Raw genomic sequence first — 19,332 nt, 5'->3', positions numbered from 1 at the left:
ATAATATTTGATTATAGGTAGTATTGTTCGTAAATAGTACCGACATTAGGTATTCTAGGAACATACAAAATAATATATGTCAAATTTACTATCATTAGAAGATTTTAATCTATGCAACACAAAAACTGGTAAAATCAATCAACTAGCTTTTGGAGTAATGTTAATTTATTTTCGGTCTCACATTAAATTCCCTGCAGCAGAAGAAAAACCAATATCATTAAAATTAATATCAGCCATTGCTTCAGAGTTGGATATTGAAGAGTCTATTCTTTCAAAATTTAATTGGAGCGGTAGAACAGCAGAAAGATATCATCAGGATATTAGAAAATATCTGGGATATCGCCAAGCAAATAATAATGATGTTTTAATATTTACAGAATATCTAACAAATAATATTCTACCTCATTATCCATCTAATGAATTATTAATGGAGCAGACTAGGTTATTTTTTGACCAAAATAAAATTGTACTATTCAAGAAAAAACAGTTGGATCGTTATGTTGCTTCAGCAAAGCATCAATTTGAACAAAAACTTTTTGAAAAGATATTTAACCCGGATATTGCATGAAGTGAGATTTAAAGTAAGAAATTGAGTAATTTATAATATTAGCAATGATACTTTTGTAAAAATTTTGCCAAAAAGTGCTTTGAAGCCGTTATTTTCAAATTTTAGATGTAATGCCCCTTACCCCATTTTTTCTAAGCACCGGGAACAGTGCTAATCTAGGTTATTCTAATGCTAATTTCTTCATCACATGATTCCATACCTGTCGGTAAGGATATGATGAAGATAACAAAAACTTAATACGCCTAGTATTACGGATAATTACTACCCCAATTTTTAATAATTTTAAACGTATTGTACCTATTTGTGCTTTTGCTAATGCACTACCTTGTAATAAATTACCTCTGATATATTCTACTAAAGTGTATGCAAGACCCGATAAAATCATTCTGAGCTGATTAGCCCACCATCTATGACAAGAAGTACGATCTGCAAATAATTCTAGTTGTTGCTCTTTTATACGGTTTTCCATATCACCACGACCACAGTAAACTTTGTCGTATAAATCTTCAGGTTTATCTGATAAATTAGTTACTATATACCTTGGATTTTCTCCAAGCATTGTCATTTCTGCCTTACCAATTATTCTACGTTCATGACTCCAACTACCAGCCTTATATGGAAACTCACTAAAAAGACGTTGCTTTTCTTGGGTTATAATAAATGCTGCTTTTGACTTCTCCATTGTAGGTTTCAGTAACTCATTTAGTCTGTTATTTTGGGGCATTCCTACAATATATTTTATATTATGAATATCACACCAATCAAACATCTGATGACGACAAAATCCACTATCACCACGAAAAATAATCTTTACCTCTGGCCAAGCTTGGCGAAAACGTTTTACTAACAATGATAATATTGCCCAAGAATGTTTTGCTTGATCCTGCTTTGACGTCCTAAGATAACTAACTAACAGATGCTTTCCACAAAAAACATACAAAGGTAAAAAGCAATTATGACCGTAATAACCATGATAAAACTTACCTTCCTGTTGCCCATGAATTTCATCATCCGTAGCATCAAAATCAAGTATTAGCTGCTTTGGTACTATTTTATGAGACTTAATAAATTTATCAAGCATTAGTTCATGCACTTTAATTGCAAAGTGTCTATCAGCATTGTTTTCTATACGACATAAGGTAGAACTACTTGCCATATCATCAATTGTTTCCATAGCTGTTTGCATAGCAGGACATTTTCGTAGATAATTGTGGTCATTTAAATCTTCATAACCTAATGCAATACCATAAATTCGTTGCCTCAGCATTGTTGCCATATTATGGGTAATTTTACTACCATCTCGTCTATCAGGAAATATTTTAGCAAGCTCCTCTGTTATACCAAGCCTTTTATCTGCTTCTCTTAATAACAACACACCTCCATCGCTACTAATATCACCTCCAGTGAAATTTATCTCTATTGTCCGATTTTTTACTTTGGAAAACTGGTAACTATATGCTATACAATTTGTCATGACAAAATCCTTTGTATTATTCTAATGAAATACCAGTATTATACAGCTTTACGAGGATTTTGTCTCCTATATCTCATGCAATATCCGGGTTAAAAGTTTAAGTCAAGATAACTGTTATTTGATTGACCAAATCCTTGAACAAAGCGAACAGTCAAAGAATGGTATTATAGAATTATCAGAGTTAAAAAATGATATACCTGGGGTTAGGCTAAAAAATGTTAATTTTGCTTTGGATAAGATCGCTTTATTAAAAAAAATTACTTTGCCCAAATCGATTGTAGATTTAGTAGATAGAAAATTACTGCTGAAATATTATGATCGTATCATGGTTTTATCGCCTAGTAATATTTTAGAGTTTAGCCCTGTGGCAAAATATGCGACTATGGCAATATTCTGTTATATAAGATTGCAGCTAATATTAGATAGTTTAGCTGATACATTAATTAAGCTTATAAAACGTATACGTTCTAGTTCTGAAAAATACGTAGATAACTATATTGTAAAGGAGGTTAAGCGTGTTGATGGAAAATTTGATATTCTAGAGAAATTAGCATCTTTATCAGTTAACAATCCTAAAAGTACAATTGAAGATAAGATTTACCCTGAAGTTTCTAAAGAAAAACTAGAAGCAATAATTACTGATTTACAGCAACGCGGTAAATGGTATCAACAACAGGTACAAAATAAGATTCATTCAAAGTATGCGTATGGAAGTAGAACCACACTACTACCAATACTACAAACTTTTCAGTTAAAAGAAGATCACTCTAGTTATCAACCGATTTTGAAAGCTGTTGAATTTATTAATAAGTACTGGAATGAATCAGACTCAGAGTATTATGAAACGGAGCCGCCTATTGAAGGTATAATACCTACAAATTGGCATCCAATGGTTGTTCAAGTAGATAAAGATGTGATTAAAGTTAATAAATATAACTATGAGCTTGCCGTTTTAGAAGAATTGAAGCGTTTTTTAAACTTCAAAGCAATATGGATTAAAAGAAGTTATCGATATAGAAATCCTGAAGAAGATATACCAAAAGATTTTGAACAAAAAAAGCAACAATATTATCAAGAACTTGGTCTACCTTTAGATGATAAGGAGTTTATTACAAAGTTACAAAATGCCTTAGAAAGGGGTTTAGAAAATCTAAATAGCAAAATACCTAATAATAATCTTGTTAAAATCAAGACAAGTACTGTTGGGAAGAATATTACTATTACCCCATCAGAAGCACAAAAAGATCCAAATAACATCATTGCACTACAAAAGGAAATTACAGGTAGGTGGTCAAGTATAAACCTTATTGATATTTTAAAAGAAACTGATCTACTTACCAATTTTACACGGCAAATGGAAACTATTGCTAAAAGTAGTAGTATTGAACCGTCAGGCCTTAGAAAAAGACTTTTATTGTGTTTATATGGTATAGGTAGCAATACAGGATTGAAGAGAATAAGTATTGCCAATGGTGATGTTAATTACAGCGATTTACGTTATATTAAGAAGAGGTATATTAATGCTACAAATGTTAGAAACTCTATTCGTCTAATTATTAACAATATTCTCAAAATACGTAATCCAGATATTTGGGGAGAAGCAACAACATCAGTAGCATGCGATTCAACAAAGATAAGTAGTTGGGATCAAAATCTTATTAATGAGTGGCATCACCGTTATCAAGGTCGAGGAGTAATGATTTATTGGCATGTCGATAAGAAATCATTATGTATTTATTCACAATTAAAAAGTTGTTCATCTTCAGAAGTAGGGTCAATGATTAAAGGTATAATTGATCATGATACAGAGATGAACATGAACAGAGTATTTGTTGATACTCATGGTCAAAGTGTGATAGGTTTTGCTATTAGCTACTTACTTGATTTTGATTTACTACCTAGATTAAAAGCAATAAATAAACAAAAACTTTATGGGGTTGCATCTGGAGATAAATGGAAATACCAATATATTTCTGAAATAATTAAAGGTGGTATCAATTGGAAATTAATTGAGGAGAATTACAATGAAGCCGTTAAACATCTTGTAGCATTAAAATTGGGTATTGTAGAACCTGATGTACTAGTAAAACGTTTTAGTAATAATAATTACGAACATCCTGTATATAGAACTTTGTTAGAAATTGGTAAAGCAAATAAAAGTATTTTTCTATGTAAATACCTAGATTCAGAAGATCTTAGAATTGAAATCAATGAAGGGTTGAATGTAGTAGAACGCTTAAATTATATAATGGATTTTATTTTCTATGGGAAACTAGGAGAGCTCACAACAAACAATATTGGTGATCAAGAATTATCAATATTATGTCTACATTTATTACAAGCTTGTATTGTCTATATTAATACTCTTATTATTCAGCAAGTATTATCTGAGCCTCACTGGCAAAACAAACTGACTCCTGAAGATTACAGGGCATTAACACCGTTACTTTCAACGCATATTAATCCATACGGCTTGTTTCCAATTGATTTTAACCAACGTATATTAATATATTCGCAAGCTGGGTCGGGGTATTACCGATGACAATAATAAACCGTACTCCTGTAAGAGAAAAAGCCAGATACTTTTTGAAGGATTTAAAAAAGGAACAACCAGATTATAATTACTTGAGAGAATTATTTAGACATATTCGTAAAGAACTCGATGTAAAAGTAGACAATAGCACCACAAAGAAATTACCTTATGTACCAACAGAAGAGGAAATTAGTAAGTATTATAAGGCTGTATGGAAATCAAGAAATATGAAGCATGTAGTAATTATTAAGACGTTACTTTATACTGGGGTACGAGTATCGGAATTGGTAAAAATAAAAATATCAGATATAGATTTAGATAGTTGTCAAATTAGAATTAACCACGGAAAGGGTAGTAAAGATAGAATAGTTCCGTTTCCTAATGCATTTACAGAAGTATTAGCTGTACACATTGAAAATGCAAAGAAAAATAAGACAGTTTACCTATTTGAATCTAGTTGGAAGAAACCGTATTCTGATCGAGGTATTAGGAAAATATTAATGAATTACACAAAAGAAGCTGGCATTGAGAACTCAATATCACCACATAAATTACGGCATTTTCTTTTTACATGGATGAAGAAAAAAGGCGTGGATGATGCATTAATCCAACCTTATTCGGGGCATGAGAGTCGTCAATCACTTGAAATATATTCAAAATTATCACTCGTAGACTGCCAACCAGAGTATGAAAAAAAGATTAAAGAATTCCCTGTTTAAATATGGCGGCTCATCGCAGCTACCTTAACACTGGTCCAAATACCGGTACTAAATATTCTCCTTCAACCACAGGAAAAGTTTTTTAAGTAGGTTAGTATTTTCGTTTAATTCAATATAAAAAGATTCTTTTTGTTGTTTTAAGGCATGAATTTTTAGCATACCGATAATTGTAGAATAAATAGCCGGGTTATAATCTTCGGCAAAGCCGTCGATAATATCCGGTTTGCCGATTCTAGCTTGTCTCTCAAAAATTCTACTAGCAAGTTCCTTTACTCCTCTAAGCATTGACCCGCCGCCGGTGATAATAGTCCGAGAAACAACCATTTGACCTTTTGTTGCTTTATCATATTCTATTTTTACCATGGTTAATATTTCTTCTACCCTAGGACCGATTACTTCGGTAAGCTTGTAAATAGTGATTGCCGTATTAAGATTATAAGGATTATCAATTTGTAAATCTTCTAAATTGATAATAGAGTCTTTGTCAAATGAAGATAATATTGCATTACCGTAGAGAATTTTTAATTTTTCTGCCGTGATAATATCCACCCCAAAAACTTTGGCGATGTCGGAGCTAATATGAAAACTCCCTAGATCTACGTGAGCCGTATATATTAATTTGCCGGCAAAAAAAATACCGAAGGAAGTGGTTTTATCTCCCATATCTATAATAAGAGAGCCGAGTTTTTTCTCATCTTCCGAAAGACAAGCAATTCCTGAGGCATAAATTGCGAGTATGATGTTAGTAACCTCAACGTGACATTTAGCAAAACAATTAACGATATTTGAAAGCATATTGCTATTTGCGGCTATAACATGCAGTTCGCAAGCTAATTCTTTACCGTACATGCCGATAGGGTTTTCAACCGCATTATTATCAAGGGTGAATTCTATAGGAAAATAATGGATAATTTCTTGATCTTTAATTTTAAATTCTAATAATGCTTTTTGTAGTAATTTTTTAACGTCTTGGTCTGAAACAATTGTATTTGCAAGTTTTATTTTATAATTCACATAATATGATTTAGTAGCGGCTCCCGATAAAGAGACAATTACTTTTTTGATATTTTTACCGCAGTCTTTTTCCAAAGCGTAAATTGCTCCAATAAGGCTGCTCTCTGCGTTTTTTAAATCTAATATAATACCTGACTTAATGCCTCTAGAATGATGTAAATTTTGGCTAACTATCTTAGTTTCGCCTTTTTTACCGATATAAGCGGCAATACAGGCAATTTTACTACTGCCGAAATCCAACGCCACAAAATTCGATATTTTATCTTTCATGTCCTAAACATCTAAATTTACTACATTTAAAGCATTCGCTTGGATAAATTGACGTCTCGGTTCAACTATATCTCCCATTAACGTTGAAAAAATTTCTTCGGCACTGTCAATTTCCGTTACTCTTACCTGTAATAAAGTCCTGGTAGTAGGGTCAAGGGTAGTTTCCCATAATTGTTCGGAATTCATTTCACCAAGACCTTTAAAGCGTTGGACGGTTATACCTTTCTTACCGTATTCCATAATAACATTTAACAGCTGATGGGGAGTTAATATATTAAATTCCTGATTTTTAGTTACAAATTTTAAGGGATTTTTGAAAATATTAGAGAAAGCAAGAGCCATTTTAGATATTTGCCCAAATTCAAAAGACTCTAATTGTTCCCGCAATAATATTTTACTTTCCTTCAAGCCTCGACTAAAACGGAAAAATTCTACACTATTTTCATGAACTAGAACTTCCCAAACAGTTTTATCAAGTGAGATTTGCGTAGCATTTAAGATATCTAAGGCTTTTTTAAGATCAGCTGCCCTTTCTGTATTAAATATTTCGTTATTTAGTAAATTATTAATGGCTAAACTTTCGGCAATCGGGCGATTAAATTTTTTGCTGGCATGATCAAGCAAACCGTTAAATTTAATTACCTTGGCAATAAACTCTTCCAAATCTAGAGCTGTTAGTTGCTCTTGATCAGATAAGATCAGAGAGGCATCGTTAATGGTTGATTTTATTAGATAATCTTGCAGTGCTTGTTCATTTTTTAAATAAAGTTCTTGGCTGCCTTTTTTTACTTTATAAAGCGGTGGCTGTGCTATATACAAATATCCTTTATTAATAAGTTCCGGCATATGACGATAAAAAAATGTTAGCAACAAGGTTCTAACCCGGATATTGCATGAGATATAGGAGACAAAATCCTCGTAAAGCTGTATAATACTGGTATTTCATTAGAATAATACAAAGGATTTTGTCATGACAAATTGTATAGCATATAGTTACCAGTTTTCCAAAGTAAAAAATCGGACAATAGAGATAAATTTCACTGGAGGTGATATTAGTAGCGATGGAGGTGTGTTGTTATTAAGAGAAGCAGATAAAAGGCTTGGTATAACAGAGGAGCTTGCTAAAATATTTCCTGATAGACGAGATGGTAGTAAAATTACCCATAATATGGCAACAATGCTGAGGCAACGAATTTATGGTATTGCATTAGGTTATGAAGATTTAAATGACCACAATTATCTACGAAAATGTCCTGCTATGCAAACAGCTATGGAAACAATTGATGATATGGCAAGTAGTTCTACCTTATGTCGTATAGAAAACAATGCTGATAGACACTTTGCAATTAAAGTGCATGAACTAATGCTTGATAAATTTATTAAGTCTCATAAAATAGTACCAAAGCAGCTAATACTTGATTTTGATGCTACGGATGATGAAATTCATGGGCAACAGGAAGGTAAGTTTTATCATGGTTATTACGGTCATAATTGCTTTTTACCTTTGTATGTTTTTTGTGGAAAGCATCTGTTAGTTAGTTATCTTAGGACGTCAAAGCAGGATCAAGCAAAACATTCTTGGGCAATATTATCATTGTTAGTAAAACGTTTTCGCCAAGCTTGGCCAGAGGTAAAGATTATTTTTCGTGGTGATAGTGGATTTTGTCGTCATCAGATGTTTGATTGGTGTGATATTCATAATATAAAATATATTGTAGGAATGCCCCAAAATAACAGACTAAATGAGTTACTGAAACCTACAATGGAGAAGTCAAAAGCAGCATTTATTATAACCCAAGAAAAGCAACGTCTTTTTAGTGAGTTTCCATATAAGGCTGGTAGTTGGAGTCATGAACGTAGAATAATTGGTAAGGCAGAAATGACAATGCTTGGAGAAAATCCAAGGTATATAGTAACTAATTTATCAGATAAACCTGAAGATTTATACGACAAAGTTTACTGTGGTCGTGGTGATATGGAAAACCGTATAAAAGAGCAACAACTAGAATTATTTGCAGATCGTACTTCTTGTCATAGATGGTGGGCTAATCAGCTCAGAATGATTTTATCGGGTCTTGCATACACTTTAGTAGAATATATCAGAGGTAATTTATTACAAGGTAGTGCATTAGCAAAAGCACAAATAGGTACAATACGTTTAAAATTATTAAAAATTGGGGTAGTAATTATCCGTAATACTAGGCGTATTAAGTTTTTGTTATCTTCATCATATCCTTACCGACAGGTATGGAATCATGTGATGAAGAAATTAGCATTAGAATAACCTAGATTAGCACTGTTCCCGGTGCTTAGAAAAAATGGGGTAAGGGGCATTACATCTAAAATTTGAAAATAACGGCTTCAAAGCACTTTTTGGCAAAATTTTTACAAAAGTATCATTGCTAATATTATAAATTACTCAATTTCTTACTTTAAATCTCACTTCATGCAATATCCGGGTTAACAATCCCTGACCTGTTAAATCTTTAAAACCTTGACGTTTTGTGTTTACCGCACCAAGAGACGTAAGTGTTAACCCTTCAACTCCTTTACTACTTGATGCAAGACCGCTTAACATACTACCGATAAAGGCATTTTTGATATGTCTATTGCTTGTGGCAATTACCTTGCCTTTAATACCGTTCATACCATCATCACCATGCACAACCCCTATTACGTCACTTGTAGTGACTAATTCCGTTTTTGGATCAATACAAATTAATTTCTCAGCCCGAATAATAACTCTCTCACTAGAGATATCCCCGTAACTACTACCTTGTATTCTACATTTGCTAATATCTACATTGATGTTTTTTGGTAAGTTGCCTCTACTGCTTAATCTTATTACTACCGGCGTTGCATTCTCACTTGCCGTATTAATCCCAGTAGAAGTCACAATTCCGCCTAAAGTATAACCGCTCACAAAACTAGTCTCTGGCACAAACTCGTGATCTGTCAACAGTTTTCCGGACAGTTTTTTACGCACATTTTTGTATTTTTTCGTATTGTACTGGTGATAGATAATCGTTAGCAGAATGCATTCTTATACGATTATAAAATACCTCTATATATTCAAATATAGCATGTTTTGCTTCCTCCCTAGTTTTAAATTTATGTTGATAAATTAATTCTGTTTTTATAGTATGAAAAAAGCTTTCAGCAACAGCATTATCCCAGCAATTTCCTTTACGACTCATACTCTGTATAATACCATGTTGTTTTATAAGTTTTAAATGACTATCAGAACAATATTGGCTACCTCTATCAGTATGCCAAATAAGCTTTTTAGGTGGTTTACGTTGCCATATTGCCATTAGCAAAGCATTATTAACTAAATCAGCTTTCATATTACTATTCATTGACCAGCCTATTACTTTTCTAGAAAATAGATCAATAACTGTTGCTAAATATAACCATCCTTCTCCAGTTGGGATATAGGTGATATCACCAACCCAATAACAATTAACATTAGAAACTTTAAACTGTCTATCCAATAAATTAGGAGCAACTTGCTTATTATGCTTAGAATCAGTAGTTGCTTTAAATTTATACTTAGTTTTACATACTAAGCCAGCTTCATTCATTAGTCTTGTAATTCTCCTACGACTAACAATTATGCCTTGCCTCAACAAAGCCTTTTTAATGGGTCTAGATCCATAATTTCGTCTACCTTCCTGAAAAATAGCTCTAACCTTACAGGTTAATTCTCTATTTTCTTTATCCCTATTGCATCCAGGGTTATTTAACCACTCATAATAACCGCTACGTGATACCTTCATACATTTGCACATAATTGCAATTGAGAAATCATCTTGATGCTTCTTTATCCATGCATACCTTACAGGGACTCTTTTGCAAAGTACGCTGCAGCCTTTTTTAGTATATCACGCTCCTGTGTTACTATCACCAGCTCTTTCTTTAATCTTTTTAATTCATCATACAGATGTTCATCTGTTCTTGTTATTGATTCTTCAAATTGTTTAGAATATTTATCTATCCAACTATATAAAGTATTCTTACTGATACCTAATTCTTTTGCAGTCTGAATAACAGGTCGCTTCGATTCAGTTGCCAATTTAACTGCTGATTCTTTAAATTCACTAGAATACATTTTTGTTTTTGTCATACTGTATTTCCTTTCTGTTAATATTGTCTCATACTAACTGTCCGGAATACTATAGCCACATCACTCGCGTATATTTTTTGGTTTATCCCACTGCACATTACTGCCAAATTTTATTGAATTGATCTCTCCTCCTCTAATTACTGCTTCTTGTTCATATCTATTACTTTCTTGCATATCACTGACTCTTTTTAACTCAAGTGCCGCACTTTTTAATTCATCCTGGGCAAATTTTAATTGCTCAGCCATTTTTTGCAGTTCTTGCTCCCGATGTTTTCTCTCCTCTGCTTCTTTCGCCTGCATTTCACGTATTAAACTTTCTACTTTCTCTTGCAGCTCATGCTGACTATTACGGAGCTTGTCTTCAAAATGATTCTGCCATATTTTATTCCCGTCCGTATTATCAAATGATAATGCTATATTACCTCTTTCGTCAGTCACTTTTTCCTCATGCTTAATCTTACCACTACTTCCGCCTTGTAACTTAATAGCAATGCCAAGCACTCCTAAAATACACAGACAGACATATAACCATCTCCTTTCCTGTGCTTTCCGAAACGTAGCAACAGTTGTGCTTTCAATTGCCTCACCTTCAGACGCTACGGCAACCGTTCTATTTTTTTTGATATTTTTAAATATTTCTTTTAAATTAATCACGCTCCACCTCCTTCAAGGCTACCAATACACCGCAATTACGCCCTGGGCGTAATATGCTACAATCCTTCCTGATCATTACATTCTCGCCTTCGAATATCTGCTTTAAAATACAATCAGTAAGCTCTATATTTTTGCCCTTTTTAAATATTCCTGCAGAGATGTTATAATGGTACCCAAAAACTAGACAAGAAAATAGAGAAAAGTAGGTATAATATCTCCTAGGAAAAGGAGCAAAAAATGAAAAAACAAGTTAAAAAATATAGTGCAGAAGAAAAAGCAAAAATAGCAATTGAAGCAATATCTGGAGAAATGACTATAGCTCAAATTACCAGCAAATATGGTGTTCACGCTAATCAGATTTATAAATGGAAGAAAGAAGCTTTAGATTTTATGGTTTCTGGATTTAAATCGAAATCTAAACAACAAGATACCGGCCAAGAAGATTTAATTAAATCATTATTTGAGCAAATAGGCCAGTTAACAGTTGAAAGAGACTGGCTTAAAAAAAAATCTAGTATCTTTGGATTTAGAGGTTAGGAAAAAAATGATAAGTTATGCTTCAAATTTAACCATAGCAAGACAATGCAAACTTTTAGATTTAAACCGCTCAAGTTACTACTACCGAGCTAGGAATACCTTAGATGATAAGGAGTATAGAGTACTGAACAGAATTGATGAGATTTTTACAGAGCATCCCTATTATGGTACTAGAAGAATGTCTCATGTCCTAAAATCCGAAGGGTTAAATGTTAGTCGTAAGATGATAAGAAAATATTATAAAATACTTGGTATTGAAGCAGTATACCCAAAGATTAATTTAAGCCGTAGGAATCAGGCTCATAAAGTATACCCATATCTATTAAATAATATAGAGGTGGTTTGCTCCAATCAAGTTTACTGTGCAGATATTACTTACATAAGATTAAAGCAAGGTTTTGTATATTTGGTTGCTATAATGGATTGGTATAGTCGTTATATTTTGAGTTGGCGGGTGTCGATTAGTTTAGAAAATGATTTTTGTATTGAAGCTCTAAATGAAGCAATATCTATACATGGCAAGCCTGACATTTTTAATACGGATCAAGGAGTACAATTTACATCAAAAGATTTTACTCAAATACTTGAGCAACAAGGCATAGCTATTAGTATGGACGGCAAAGGCAGAGCCTTAGATAATGTATTTATTGAACGTTTTTGGCGATCTTTGAAACAAGAGAAGATTTATCGTTTTGATCTTGAAACAGTACGTGAAGCAAAGATAGCTATCAGAGATTATATAGAATTTTATAATCAGCAAAGACCTCATCAATCGCTTGAATATAAGACACCTGAAATGATACATTTTGCAGAAAAACTAGAAAATTATCAAGAGGCTATATGACATAGAAAATGCAAACTTTACTTTGAAAAACCAATACATTAATACAGGAGAATTACACCTCTAAAATTTAAAAAATTTGTCTAGACAAAGGGTACCACCTCATGTTAGCTATAGTTAATTTGGCTCCTACATAAGGACCATATCTATAAGAAAAATCTTGTCTTATTTTTAGTCCTTGGGACTCTAATGTATGAATTTGTCTCTTATTGATATTTACAATGTATTTATCGACCTTGCCTGAATGCATATATCGCATTAATCTTGCTATTTCCCCCTTATCTGTACTCTTAGAATAACAATCTTTCTTCTCTTCTATAAAAATTAGCTGACCTGAACTATCTGATACCCTTAAACTTAAATCAATCGTACGGCCGCCAGCTTCTATGACAGCCATCTCTATATCTTCACCAATCGCTGCCAGTGGAGTGACAAACAAATTCATAGAAGATGCGTCTTGCAGTATCTTGTATTTTGTACTATCGCCTATTACTTCAATAATAGCTTTGCCTGAAAACCATATTCTATTTAAATGATCTTTGCTAACGACCGCTTTGATTTTTTGTCCTTGCTTATAACAATATATCTGCTCTGCAAATGAGCCTTGGCTTATTAAAATAATGAATGCATATATACTAAATACTACTACCTTAATTATTCTCATCACCCCCTCTTCTCTTATTTAGTTGCTCCTCTATTTTCTGCATATTATCCTCTTCAGCCTTTAATTCTTCTTCTTTTTTCTTAATATCTGCCTCGCTTTCAATATGATGAAACTCCTTTAATCTCAGCCTACTGCCTGCTAAATCAAAGCTCATAAAATATGATGCCTCTTTTATATCAAGGCCATGATCCCCAAACTTTGTAGTTAATACGCCTTTGGCAATTACACTGTTTTCTGATGAATTAACTGCTAAAGATTTAACCGAAAAATATGTAGATAAACCAAACTTCTTATATTGCTCCTTCGCATGCGAAAAATACTGTCTAATCGCTTTCATATATTTGGCACTACTATGACTTATATATTTGCTGATTAATGCTTCCTTATAACCTATGACATCTTTATTTAAATCAAGTAGCATTGATAGATACATTAAACTTATCTCCTCTATATAACTCTCTGATACTTTGCCTTCTCCGAGCCATACTTCTTGAGCAAGTCCCGGTACTAATATTGTCTTATCCCGGGTAGTGATTAGCTTCAATGTTAAACCACAACAAATGAAACTAAGCATCAAGGTTAAGATTAAAAATAAACCTCTTTGCTTAGTTAATATCTTCACTTGATCACTTAATATTTTTTCTTGCATTATGTTTTTTGTTTCTTATTTTTTGCGGATACTATTTGTTATTTAAAATATTCTTCGCTGGTATGATGAAGGTATATGCCCCCCAAGCACAAAACTTACTCCTAGCCACTTCCAATATAAATTCTTTTGGATATTGCCCCCCATATACTCCTTCATCAAAAAACTCCCGATAACTGCACCAACAACGCTCGCCGCCGCACCAAAAAGTAAATTCTTTAACGCCCAAACAGCAATACCTGTCACACAACTACCAAGAATTACTCCAATCGAGATGTTGAAAAATCGTATCTCTTTATTTAAGCATTCATTAAATCTTACTTTTTCCATATCTCTATGCTCCTGATATTGTCATACTATCTCTATATGCCGCTCATGGCTTTGATCACCTCAATTACACCGTAACCGCCTAAAAAACCAATGCCGGCTACTTTTGATCTTTCTCTTAAATCTCCTTGCGTTCCAAGAGCAAGACCTCCTCCTGCTGCCATCCCGATAATAACAGAAACCCAGTCTTTAAATGCTTTAGCTACAGGAGTTACTATACTATCCCCAAGCTGCTTACTTAAATCCCATGCTGCATTTGCATCAAAAGAAACTAATGCTATAAAACCTACCAATATTATATATTTTGCTATTTTCGTTGTTCTTTCCTCGCTACATAATGCTCTATTATTTTCTTTTTTTAGCTTTACACACATAGATTATCCTCTTTTAATTGTATTTTATTAATTTAATAAGTATTAATATGTTAGATATATATATTTACTAATGTCAATAGTAATATCTATTATATTAATAATCATTGTTAATTAAATTAAACTATCATGACCTTACCTAAAAAAATACAACAATTCTTATATAAAAAACTTTTTCAACTTAAATTAACACGTAAAGCTTTTGCTCAAGAATGTGGATTACCCTATACCTCACTTATTAATCTTATAAATGCTACACAAACTAATCCTGCTCTTAATTCTTTACTGAAAATTGCTAATTACCTTAATTGCTCTATTGATGAAATGGTAGGAAGGAAAAAATATGTACTTAAAAAATTTAATGAAATAATACAATTTCAAAATTTAACTATTGATGATTACAATACAAATTTAAGAAACTTTATTTGTCATAAAATGCAACAACATAATTTACCTGCCTATAAATTAGGCCTTAATATCGGCTTTAGTGCTGCCGTTATTGATAATTTTGTGAACCAAAATCGTAAAAATATACAGTCAAACTTAGGTACTGCTCCTATCGTAGCTCTTGCTGACTATTTTGCAATCTCAGTTGATGAAATGATTGGCAGAATATCCAGAAAAACCTAATTCGATACTTGCTATAGTCCTAAACTATAGCTGATTCCGCACAAAATACCCTGCAAAATATAGAATCACCCAAACAAGTTTCTGATCTACTCAAATCATATCCCAAATCTAATGCAGATATTGAGCAAGTTACCTCTAAAATTCCTAAAAAACCACAAAACAGAACTATTTAATAGGCAATTTGCATTATCGTTTGAATAGCTAAATCTCGATTAACATAATATACTTCCTCACTAGGTTCTAACTTAATTGCTTGTACAAAATCTTTTAATGCTTCCTTATATCTTCCTAGATCATACAAAGCTAAACCACGATAGTGCAAAACCTTCGCATTACTCGCATCAAGGGCTATTGATATATCATACGACATCACAGCTTCCTCAAGCCTTCTCATGGTAGATAAAATATCACCTCGTCCACTATAAAAATCTGCATTAGTTGCATCTATTGCAATCGCTTTATTAAACGACTCTAATGCCTCCTTATATCTCCCCAAATCATCTAATAAATATCCTCGATAGTAATAAACATAACCATTATCCGGCATTAAATTTATTAACTTACTGCATATAACAAGTCCCATATTTTGCTCCTGACATTGTGCGTGTTCTTGCAATAAGCTTTGAATTCCCTGACTAATCCCATCAATTATTCTTGGGTTGATATTGCCTCTTTGATTCTGCATATTTTACCTCATCCTTAAACCAAACTTCTTATTCTTATAATTTTATTACTTGTTAACTGATCTTACTTATTTTGATATTCTGTCTTAGGCTAAACATCTAACTTCTTTAATAAACACTTATTACCCTCCTTTTGTAACTCCTTATATATCAACCTTACATACATTTGTGTCTCCTCTGCATGAAACTTCATATGCAAGATATAATTCTCCTTCTTACTACTTATCTCTGATAATTCCTTAATCTCCTGAAATAATTTCTTTACCTCTTCTCTGCTACTGTCAAAAATTGCTGCAAATTCTTTACTAATCACATTGCTCCGGTGTAAATATTTTAGGGATATCAATACAACTACCAACTCTAAACTCATTAGTAAGGCTAGTATTATTTTGTATAACATTGTTCAATCTCCTTACCTTATTATTCGCATAAAGCCTGTCTTTTGCTTTGGAGCATTACTGCTAGCACTCCCAAGTAAACACAGTATTTCTGGGGCAACAGGTGGCATTGATGGTACTGGCGGATTTGATGGTACTAGATCAGGCAGAGGAAAACTAGGAACCACATCCGGTAATGCGTTACTTAAGCTAATTGTTTCAAATGTAGCTTCTTTCTTCCTACCTGCTGAGGCTTTGCTTTTCGGTAACTTGTCTCCTGCAAATACTTCTCCTGTTACCATTGATAAAAATATTAATGACACTGTAGCAACTTGCTTGAGACGTGATTTTAATGATTTGTGATTGGAAAAATTAGTGCAATATTGAGTAGTATTGTTTTGTACAGATGCTACTAGTTTATTGCGAATATTATCAAGATATGTTAGATTCATGGTACGATACCTTTGCTTAAGGTTAGTTACAGATCCAGCAAGTACATTAAACCGGCAAAAGTTAGATAGCACTTGCTAGGATCATTTAGTTATTTAGATTGATATTTCACATTACATCTAGTATTAATCTATTGTATTTAATATGTAGTGTCAATACAAAAATAATCCATGGCAGATTATTTTTAAATCTACTCTGGAGAATGTATGAATATTGCGTTTAATGTAAAAAAGTTTTTAGAGAAAAAATTCAAATTACATAAAATTAGTAGTAAGAATTTTGCAAAAGAAAGTAATATTAGTTATAACACTGTATGTTGTATACTAAATAGCAAACGTAATAACACTAAATTTGATACTATTATAAAAATAGCTAGCTATTTTTATAGCCCTATAGATGAAATCCTGAACCGTACAAATTACATCAATAATAATGAATATTATAATGTTAATTATGTATTAGAAAATTATAATCAAGAGATACATAATTTTTTATGTTTGAATATTGAGAAGCACAGTTTAAATCCTTATACATTATCTTGCGATCTTGGTTTTCATAACTCAGTAATTCAACAATTTATTACAGATACTACTGCAACAAGGACATTAACTACACCAGTCATTATTGCTGTAGCAGATTATTTTAAAATATCTATTGATGAAATGATTAACAGGATTTCTTCAGAAAACAGTATTAATAATTAATAAGTTTGTAGCATTATGTACAAGTCTGTACAATACAACACAATATAAACTAGTAACATAAAGCAAAATTATGGCTTATATAGTATCCGTTATACAAACTAAGGGTGGAGCAACTAAAACTACTACTAGTATTAATCTTCTTGGTGCCTTACTAGAATGTAGATACAAAGTGGTACTATGCGACATGGACAAAGATAAGCCGGATGCTATATATTGGTCTGACTTAGGAAATTCTTTAAGAGAACATGTGATACCATTATACGAAGATAATCCCAAAGACACGCTGCATAAATTAAGTTTAGAGTATGATTTTATAATAATAGATACTCCACCCAATATGCAGGCTGCATCACTAAAAGCTGCAATTCTCTCTGATTTCATTATAATACCATGCTCCGTTTCTGAACTAGATAAAAATTCATTGAACCAATCAGCATCTGTAGCAATAATGGCTAACAAGCCATATTCATTTTTAGCAAGTAGAACAACAAAAAATACCAAATCTACTAAAGAATTATTAAAACAGCTTGCTGAAACAAACTTATATTTTGAAACAGATATAAGTAATAGCGTAGATATGATAGAATGCCAGAAAAAAGGACAATGGATAGGAGAGTACAAACCTTTTTGCAATAATCATCTACAATATTCTTCTCTTATAAAAGAGTTGATAAGCAAAGTAAAAAACATCCCCGCTGCGGACAACAAGGTATTTTAGAAGAAAAATAACTGATAATCCTAATGTATGCAGTTTATTATATTCTTTGTCCTGACTAATTTCTCATTAATAACCGCTTATGTAGTTATATATGCGGTCATCCAGTAATCCTCCCTTTATATTATGTCACAAGCAGCGGAGAATACAGCCCAAAAGCGATTAAAGGTATAATTATATTGTACAAATGTGTATATTATTGTATTATACAGTACTTAATGAAACTGTTACAAAACGAATGTTTTGTTTCAAATTTTCTAATTTGAGAACGAAAGTATCAGGATTTCGGGGTCTATATTTTATAATGTTATCACAGTCTCTTAACACAAATACGAGGAGCTTATGTCAAACAGAGGTATAATTAGTACATTGAATATTGCAGAAAGACTAAAAGCTGCACAAAAAGAAATTGATAATCCAATAGAACATAAGGCTAACTCTTCCTTACAACCAATTTTATTTGTAAATGGCAGATTAAACAGAAAAAATTACCCTTATGTAGCTAAAAATTTTGCTATCTTAAAAGGAATAGAAGATGAAATAAAACATATATGCCGTGGACTTGACTTAGTAATACTCAATTATTTACTGTTTAGGGGTATAGAATCTATTAAAAAAGAAAAGGATTTATTATCTATAGATTATCCCGAGATTGAAAAATTATATAATTCTATAAAGGATAAAGTCGGGGATAATCTGCCGTAGATTATTTTGTATTGACACTACATATTAAATGCAATAGATTAATACTAGATGTAATGTGAAATATCAATCTAAATAACTAAATGATCCTAGCAAGTGCTATCTAACTTTTGCCGGTTTAATGTACTTGCTGGATCTGTAACTAACCTTAAGCAAAGGTATCGTACCATGAATCTAACATATATCCTTCACAAAATCAAGTCCCTGTTATCTTTTGAACATACCAAATTCTCAACAAATCATCTATTCAAGCAAAATTCTAACAATCTAGCATCTTTTACATCTAGATTACACTGTTGCTTACAATTAGTGCCTTTCATTTGTCGG

General features: G+C 32.4%; 22 protein-coding genes and 1 pseudogene. 10 read left to right on the top strand and 13 right to left on the bottom strand.

Annotation, left to right across the window (positions count from 1 at the left end):
• Nucleotides 1–76: 76 nt before the first annotated feature.
• Nucleotides 77–568 (top strand): DUF4158 domain-containing protein, encoded by a 492-nt coding sequence (locus tag AAGD48_RS08435; RefSeq protein ID WP_341789695.1) that lies wholly within the window; start codon nucleotides 77–79, stop codon nucleotides 566–568.
• A gap of 160 nt (nucleotides 569–728) precedes the next feature.
• On the opposite strand, the gene AAGD48_RS08430 is transcribed toward AAGD48_RS08435, so the two are convergent.
• Nucleotides 729–2,042: an IS1380 family transposase gene (locus tag AAGD48_RS08430; protein ID WP_341789277.1), complete on the bottom strand. Its 1,314-nt coding sequence runs from the start codon at nucleotides 2,040–2,042 to the stop codon at nucleotides 729–731.
• Nucleotides 2,043–2,160: 118 nt separating this feature from the next.
• On the opposite strand from AAGD48_RS08430, the gene AAGD48_RS08425 reads away from it, so the two are divergent.
• Complete coding sequence (locus tag AAGD48_RS08425) at nucleotides 2,161–4,584, top strand: Tn3 family transposase (protein WP_341789694.1); 2,424 nt, start codon at nucleotides 2,161–2,163, stop codon at nucleotides 4,582–4,584.
• Nucleotides 4,581–5,294 carry a tyrosine-type recombinase/integrase gene (locus AAGD48_RS08420; protein WP_341789693.1) on the top strand — a complete coding sequence of 238 codons (714 nt, stop codon included), beginning with the start codon at nucleotides 4,581–4,583 and terminating at the stop codon, nucleotides 5,292–5,294. The genes AAGD48_RS08425 and AAGD48_RS08420 overlap by 4 nt, the downstream gene beginning before the upstream one ends.
• A gap of 48 nt (nucleotides 5,295–5,342) precedes the next feature.
• Here the strand turns inward: AAGD48_RS08420 and ftsA are convergent, their stop codons facing one another.
• Both ftsA and AAGD48_RS08410 read right to left on the bottom strand, forming a co-directional pair.
• Nucleotides 5,343–6,578, bottom strand: coding sequence for a cell division protein FtsA (gene ftsA / locus AAGD48_RS08415; RefSeq protein WP_341789692.1), 1,236 nt, complete (start codon nucleotides 6,576–6,578; stop codon nucleotides 5,343–5,345).
• Nucleotides 6,579–6,581: 3 nt separating this feature from the next.
• A pseudogene (locus AAGD48_RS08410) lies at nucleotides 6,582–7,460 on the bottom strand (DNA gyrase subunit B); the annotation flags it as partial.
• Nucleotides 7,461–7,548: 88 nt separating this feature from the next.
• On the opposite strand from AAGD48_RS08410, the gene AAGD48_RS08405 reads away from it, so the two are divergent.
• On the top strand, nucleotides 7,549–8,862 hold the full coding sequence (locus tag AAGD48_RS08405; RefSeq protein ID WP_341789277.1) for an IS1380 family transposase: 1,314 nt from the start codon (nucleotides 7,549–7,551) through the stop codon (nucleotides 8,860–8,862).
• Nucleotides 8,863–8,997: 135 nt separating this feature from the next.
• On the opposite strand, the gene AAGD48_RS08400 is transcribed toward AAGD48_RS08405, so the two are convergent.
• The 3 genes from AAGD48_RS08400 to AAGD48_RS08390 all read right to left on the bottom strand — a co-directional run bounded on the left by AAGD48_RS08400 (nucleotide 8,998) and on the right by AAGD48_RS08390 (nucleotide 11,358).
• Entirely contained in the window at nucleotides 8,998–9,537 is a 540-nt protein-coding gene (locus AAGD48_RS08400) for a TraB/VirB10 family protein (protein WP_341789691.1), read from the bottom strand.
• 19 nt (nucleotides 9,538–9,556) lie between these two features.
• Nucleotides 9,557–10,704, bottom strand: a protein-coding gene (locus AAGD48_RS08395) for an IS3 family transposase (RefSeq protein WP_410526007.1) whose coding sequence is annotated in 2 segments (ribosomal slippage) — nucleotides 9,557–10,458 and nucleotides 10,458–10,704 — 1,149 coding nt in all. Because the reading frame shifts where the segments join, the coding sequence is not laid out codon by codon here.
• Nucleotides 10,705–10,764: 60 nt separating this feature from the next.
• A complete protein-coding gene (locus AAGD48_RS08390; RefSeq protein ID WP_341789722.1) occupies nucleotides 10,765–11,358 on the bottom strand; it encodes a hypothetical protein in 594 nt (197 codons plus the stop codon).
• 237 nt (nucleotides 11,359–11,595) lie between these two features.
• On the opposite strand from AAGD48_RS08390, the gene AAGD48_RS08385 reads away from it, so the two are divergent.
• Together AAGD48_RS08385 and AAGD48_RS08380 are read left to right on the top strand one after the other, a co-directional pair.
• A complete protein-coding gene (locus AAGD48_RS08385) occupies nucleotides 11,596–11,895 on the top strand; it encodes a transposase (protein WP_045812944.1) in 300 nt (99 codons plus the stop codon).
• Between the two features lie 7 nt (nucleotides 11,896–11,902).
• Entirely contained in the window at nucleotides 11,903–12,739 is an 837-nt protein-coding gene (locus AAGD48_RS08380; protein ID WP_341789327.1) for an IS3 family transposase, read from the top strand.
• A 67-nt stretch (nucleotides 12,740–12,806) separates the two neighbouring features.
• Here the strand turns inward: AAGD48_RS08380 and AAGD48_RS08375 are convergent, their stop codons facing one another.
• The 4 genes from AAGD48_RS08375 to AAGD48_RS08360 are packed head-to-tail and all read right to left on the bottom strand — an operon-like array spanning nucleotide 12,807 to nucleotide 14,747.
• Entirely contained in the window at nucleotides 12,807–13,400 is a 594-nt protein-coding gene (locus AAGD48_RS08375; protein ID WP_341789721.1) for a type-F conjugative transfer system secretin TraK, read from the bottom strand.
• Nucleotides 13,387–14,049, bottom strand: coding sequence for a TraE/TraK family type IV conjugative transfer system protein (locus tag AAGD48_RS08370; protein ID WP_341789720.1), 663 nt, complete (start codon nucleotides 14,047–14,049; stop codon nucleotides 13,387–13,389). Before AAGD48_RS08370 ends, AAGD48_RS08375 begins: the two co-directional genes overlap by 14 nt.
• A 42-nt stretch (nucleotides 14,050–14,091) precedes the next feature.
• Entirely contained in the window at nucleotides 14,092–14,376 is a 285-nt protein-coding gene (locus AAGD48_RS08365) for a hypothetical protein (protein ID WP_341789719.1), read from the bottom strand.
• Between the two features lie 32 nt (nucleotides 14,377–14,408).
• On the bottom strand, nucleotides 14,409–14,747 hold the full coding sequence (locus tag AAGD48_RS08360) for a hypothetical protein (protein WP_341789718.1): 339 nt from the start codon (nucleotides 14,745–14,747) through the stop codon (nucleotides 14,409–14,411).
• Between the two features lie 126 nt (nucleotides 14,748–14,873).
• Here AAGD48_RS08360 and AAGD48_RS08355 point away from each other — a divergent pair, with 126 nt between their 5' ends.
• Nucleotides 14,874–15,374 (top strand): helix-turn-helix transcriptional regulator, encoded by a 501-nt coding sequence (locus AAGD48_RS08355; RefSeq protein WP_341789717.1) that lies wholly within the window; start codon nucleotides 14,874–14,876, stop codon nucleotides 15,372–15,374.
• Between the two features lie 169 nt (nucleotides 15,375–15,543).
• On the opposite strand, the gene AAGD48_RS08350 is transcribed toward AAGD48_RS08355, so the two are convergent.
• The 3 genes from AAGD48_RS08350 to AAGD48_RS08340 all read right to left on the bottom strand — a co-directional run bounded on the left by AAGD48_RS08350 (nucleotide 15,544) and on the right by AAGD48_RS08340 (nucleotide 16,886).
• Entirely contained in the window at nucleotides 15,544–16,059 is a 516-nt protein-coding gene (locus AAGD48_RS08350; protein ID WP_341789716.1) for a tetratricopeptide repeat protein, read from the bottom strand.
• 89 nt (nucleotides 16,060–16,148) lie between these two features.
• Nucleotides 16,149–16,370: a hypothetical protein gene (locus AAGD48_RS08345; RefSeq protein ID WP_341789715.1), complete on the bottom strand. Its 222-nt coding sequence runs from the start codon at nucleotides 16,368–16,370 to the stop codon at nucleotides 16,149–16,151.
• A gap of 99 nt (nucleotides 16,371–16,469) precedes the next feature.
• Nucleotides 16,470–16,886 (bottom strand): hypothetical protein, encoded by a 417-nt coding sequence (locus AAGD48_RS08340; protein ID WP_341789714.1) that lies wholly within the window; start codon nucleotides 16,884–16,886, stop codon nucleotides 16,470–16,472.
• A 204-nt stretch (nucleotides 16,887–17,090) separates the two neighbouring features.
• Here AAGD48_RS08340 and AAGD48_RS08335 point away from each other — a divergent pair, with 204 nt between their 5' ends.
• The 3 genes from AAGD48_RS08335 to AAGD48_RS08325 all read left to right on the top strand — a co-directional run bounded on the left by AAGD48_RS08335 (nucleotide 17,091) and on the right by AAGD48_RS08325 (nucleotide 19,008).
• Complete coding sequence (locus AAGD48_RS08335; RefSeq protein ID WP_341789713.1) at nucleotides 17,091–17,588, top strand: hypothetical protein; 498 nt, start codon at nucleotides 17,091–17,093, stop codon at nucleotides 17,586–17,588.
• A 70-nt stretch (nucleotides 17,589–17,658) separates the two neighbouring features.
• Nucleotides 17,659–18,306 (top strand): ParA family protein, encoded by a 648-nt coding sequence (locus AAGD48_RS08330; RefSeq protein WP_341789712.1) that lies wholly within the window; start codon nucleotides 17,659–17,661, stop codon nucleotides 18,304–18,306.
• Between the two features lie 339 nt (nucleotides 18,307–18,645).
• On the top strand, nucleotides 18,646–19,008 hold the full coding sequence (locus tag AAGD48_RS08325) for a hypothetical protein (RefSeq protein ID WP_341789711.1): 363 nt from the start codon (nucleotides 18,646–18,648) through the stop codon (nucleotides 19,006–19,008).
• Nucleotides 19,009–19,332: the final 324 nt, after the last annotated feature.

It is taken from the genome of Rickettsia endosymbiont of Polydrusus tereticollis (assembly GCF_964026385.1).
GTDB lineage: Bacteria > Pseudomonadota > Alphaproteobacteria > Rickettsiales > Rickettsiaceae > Rickettsia.
The sequence above is the reverse complement of the archived record's forward strand: the minus strand, read 5'-3'. Positions and strand labels throughout refer to the sequence as shown.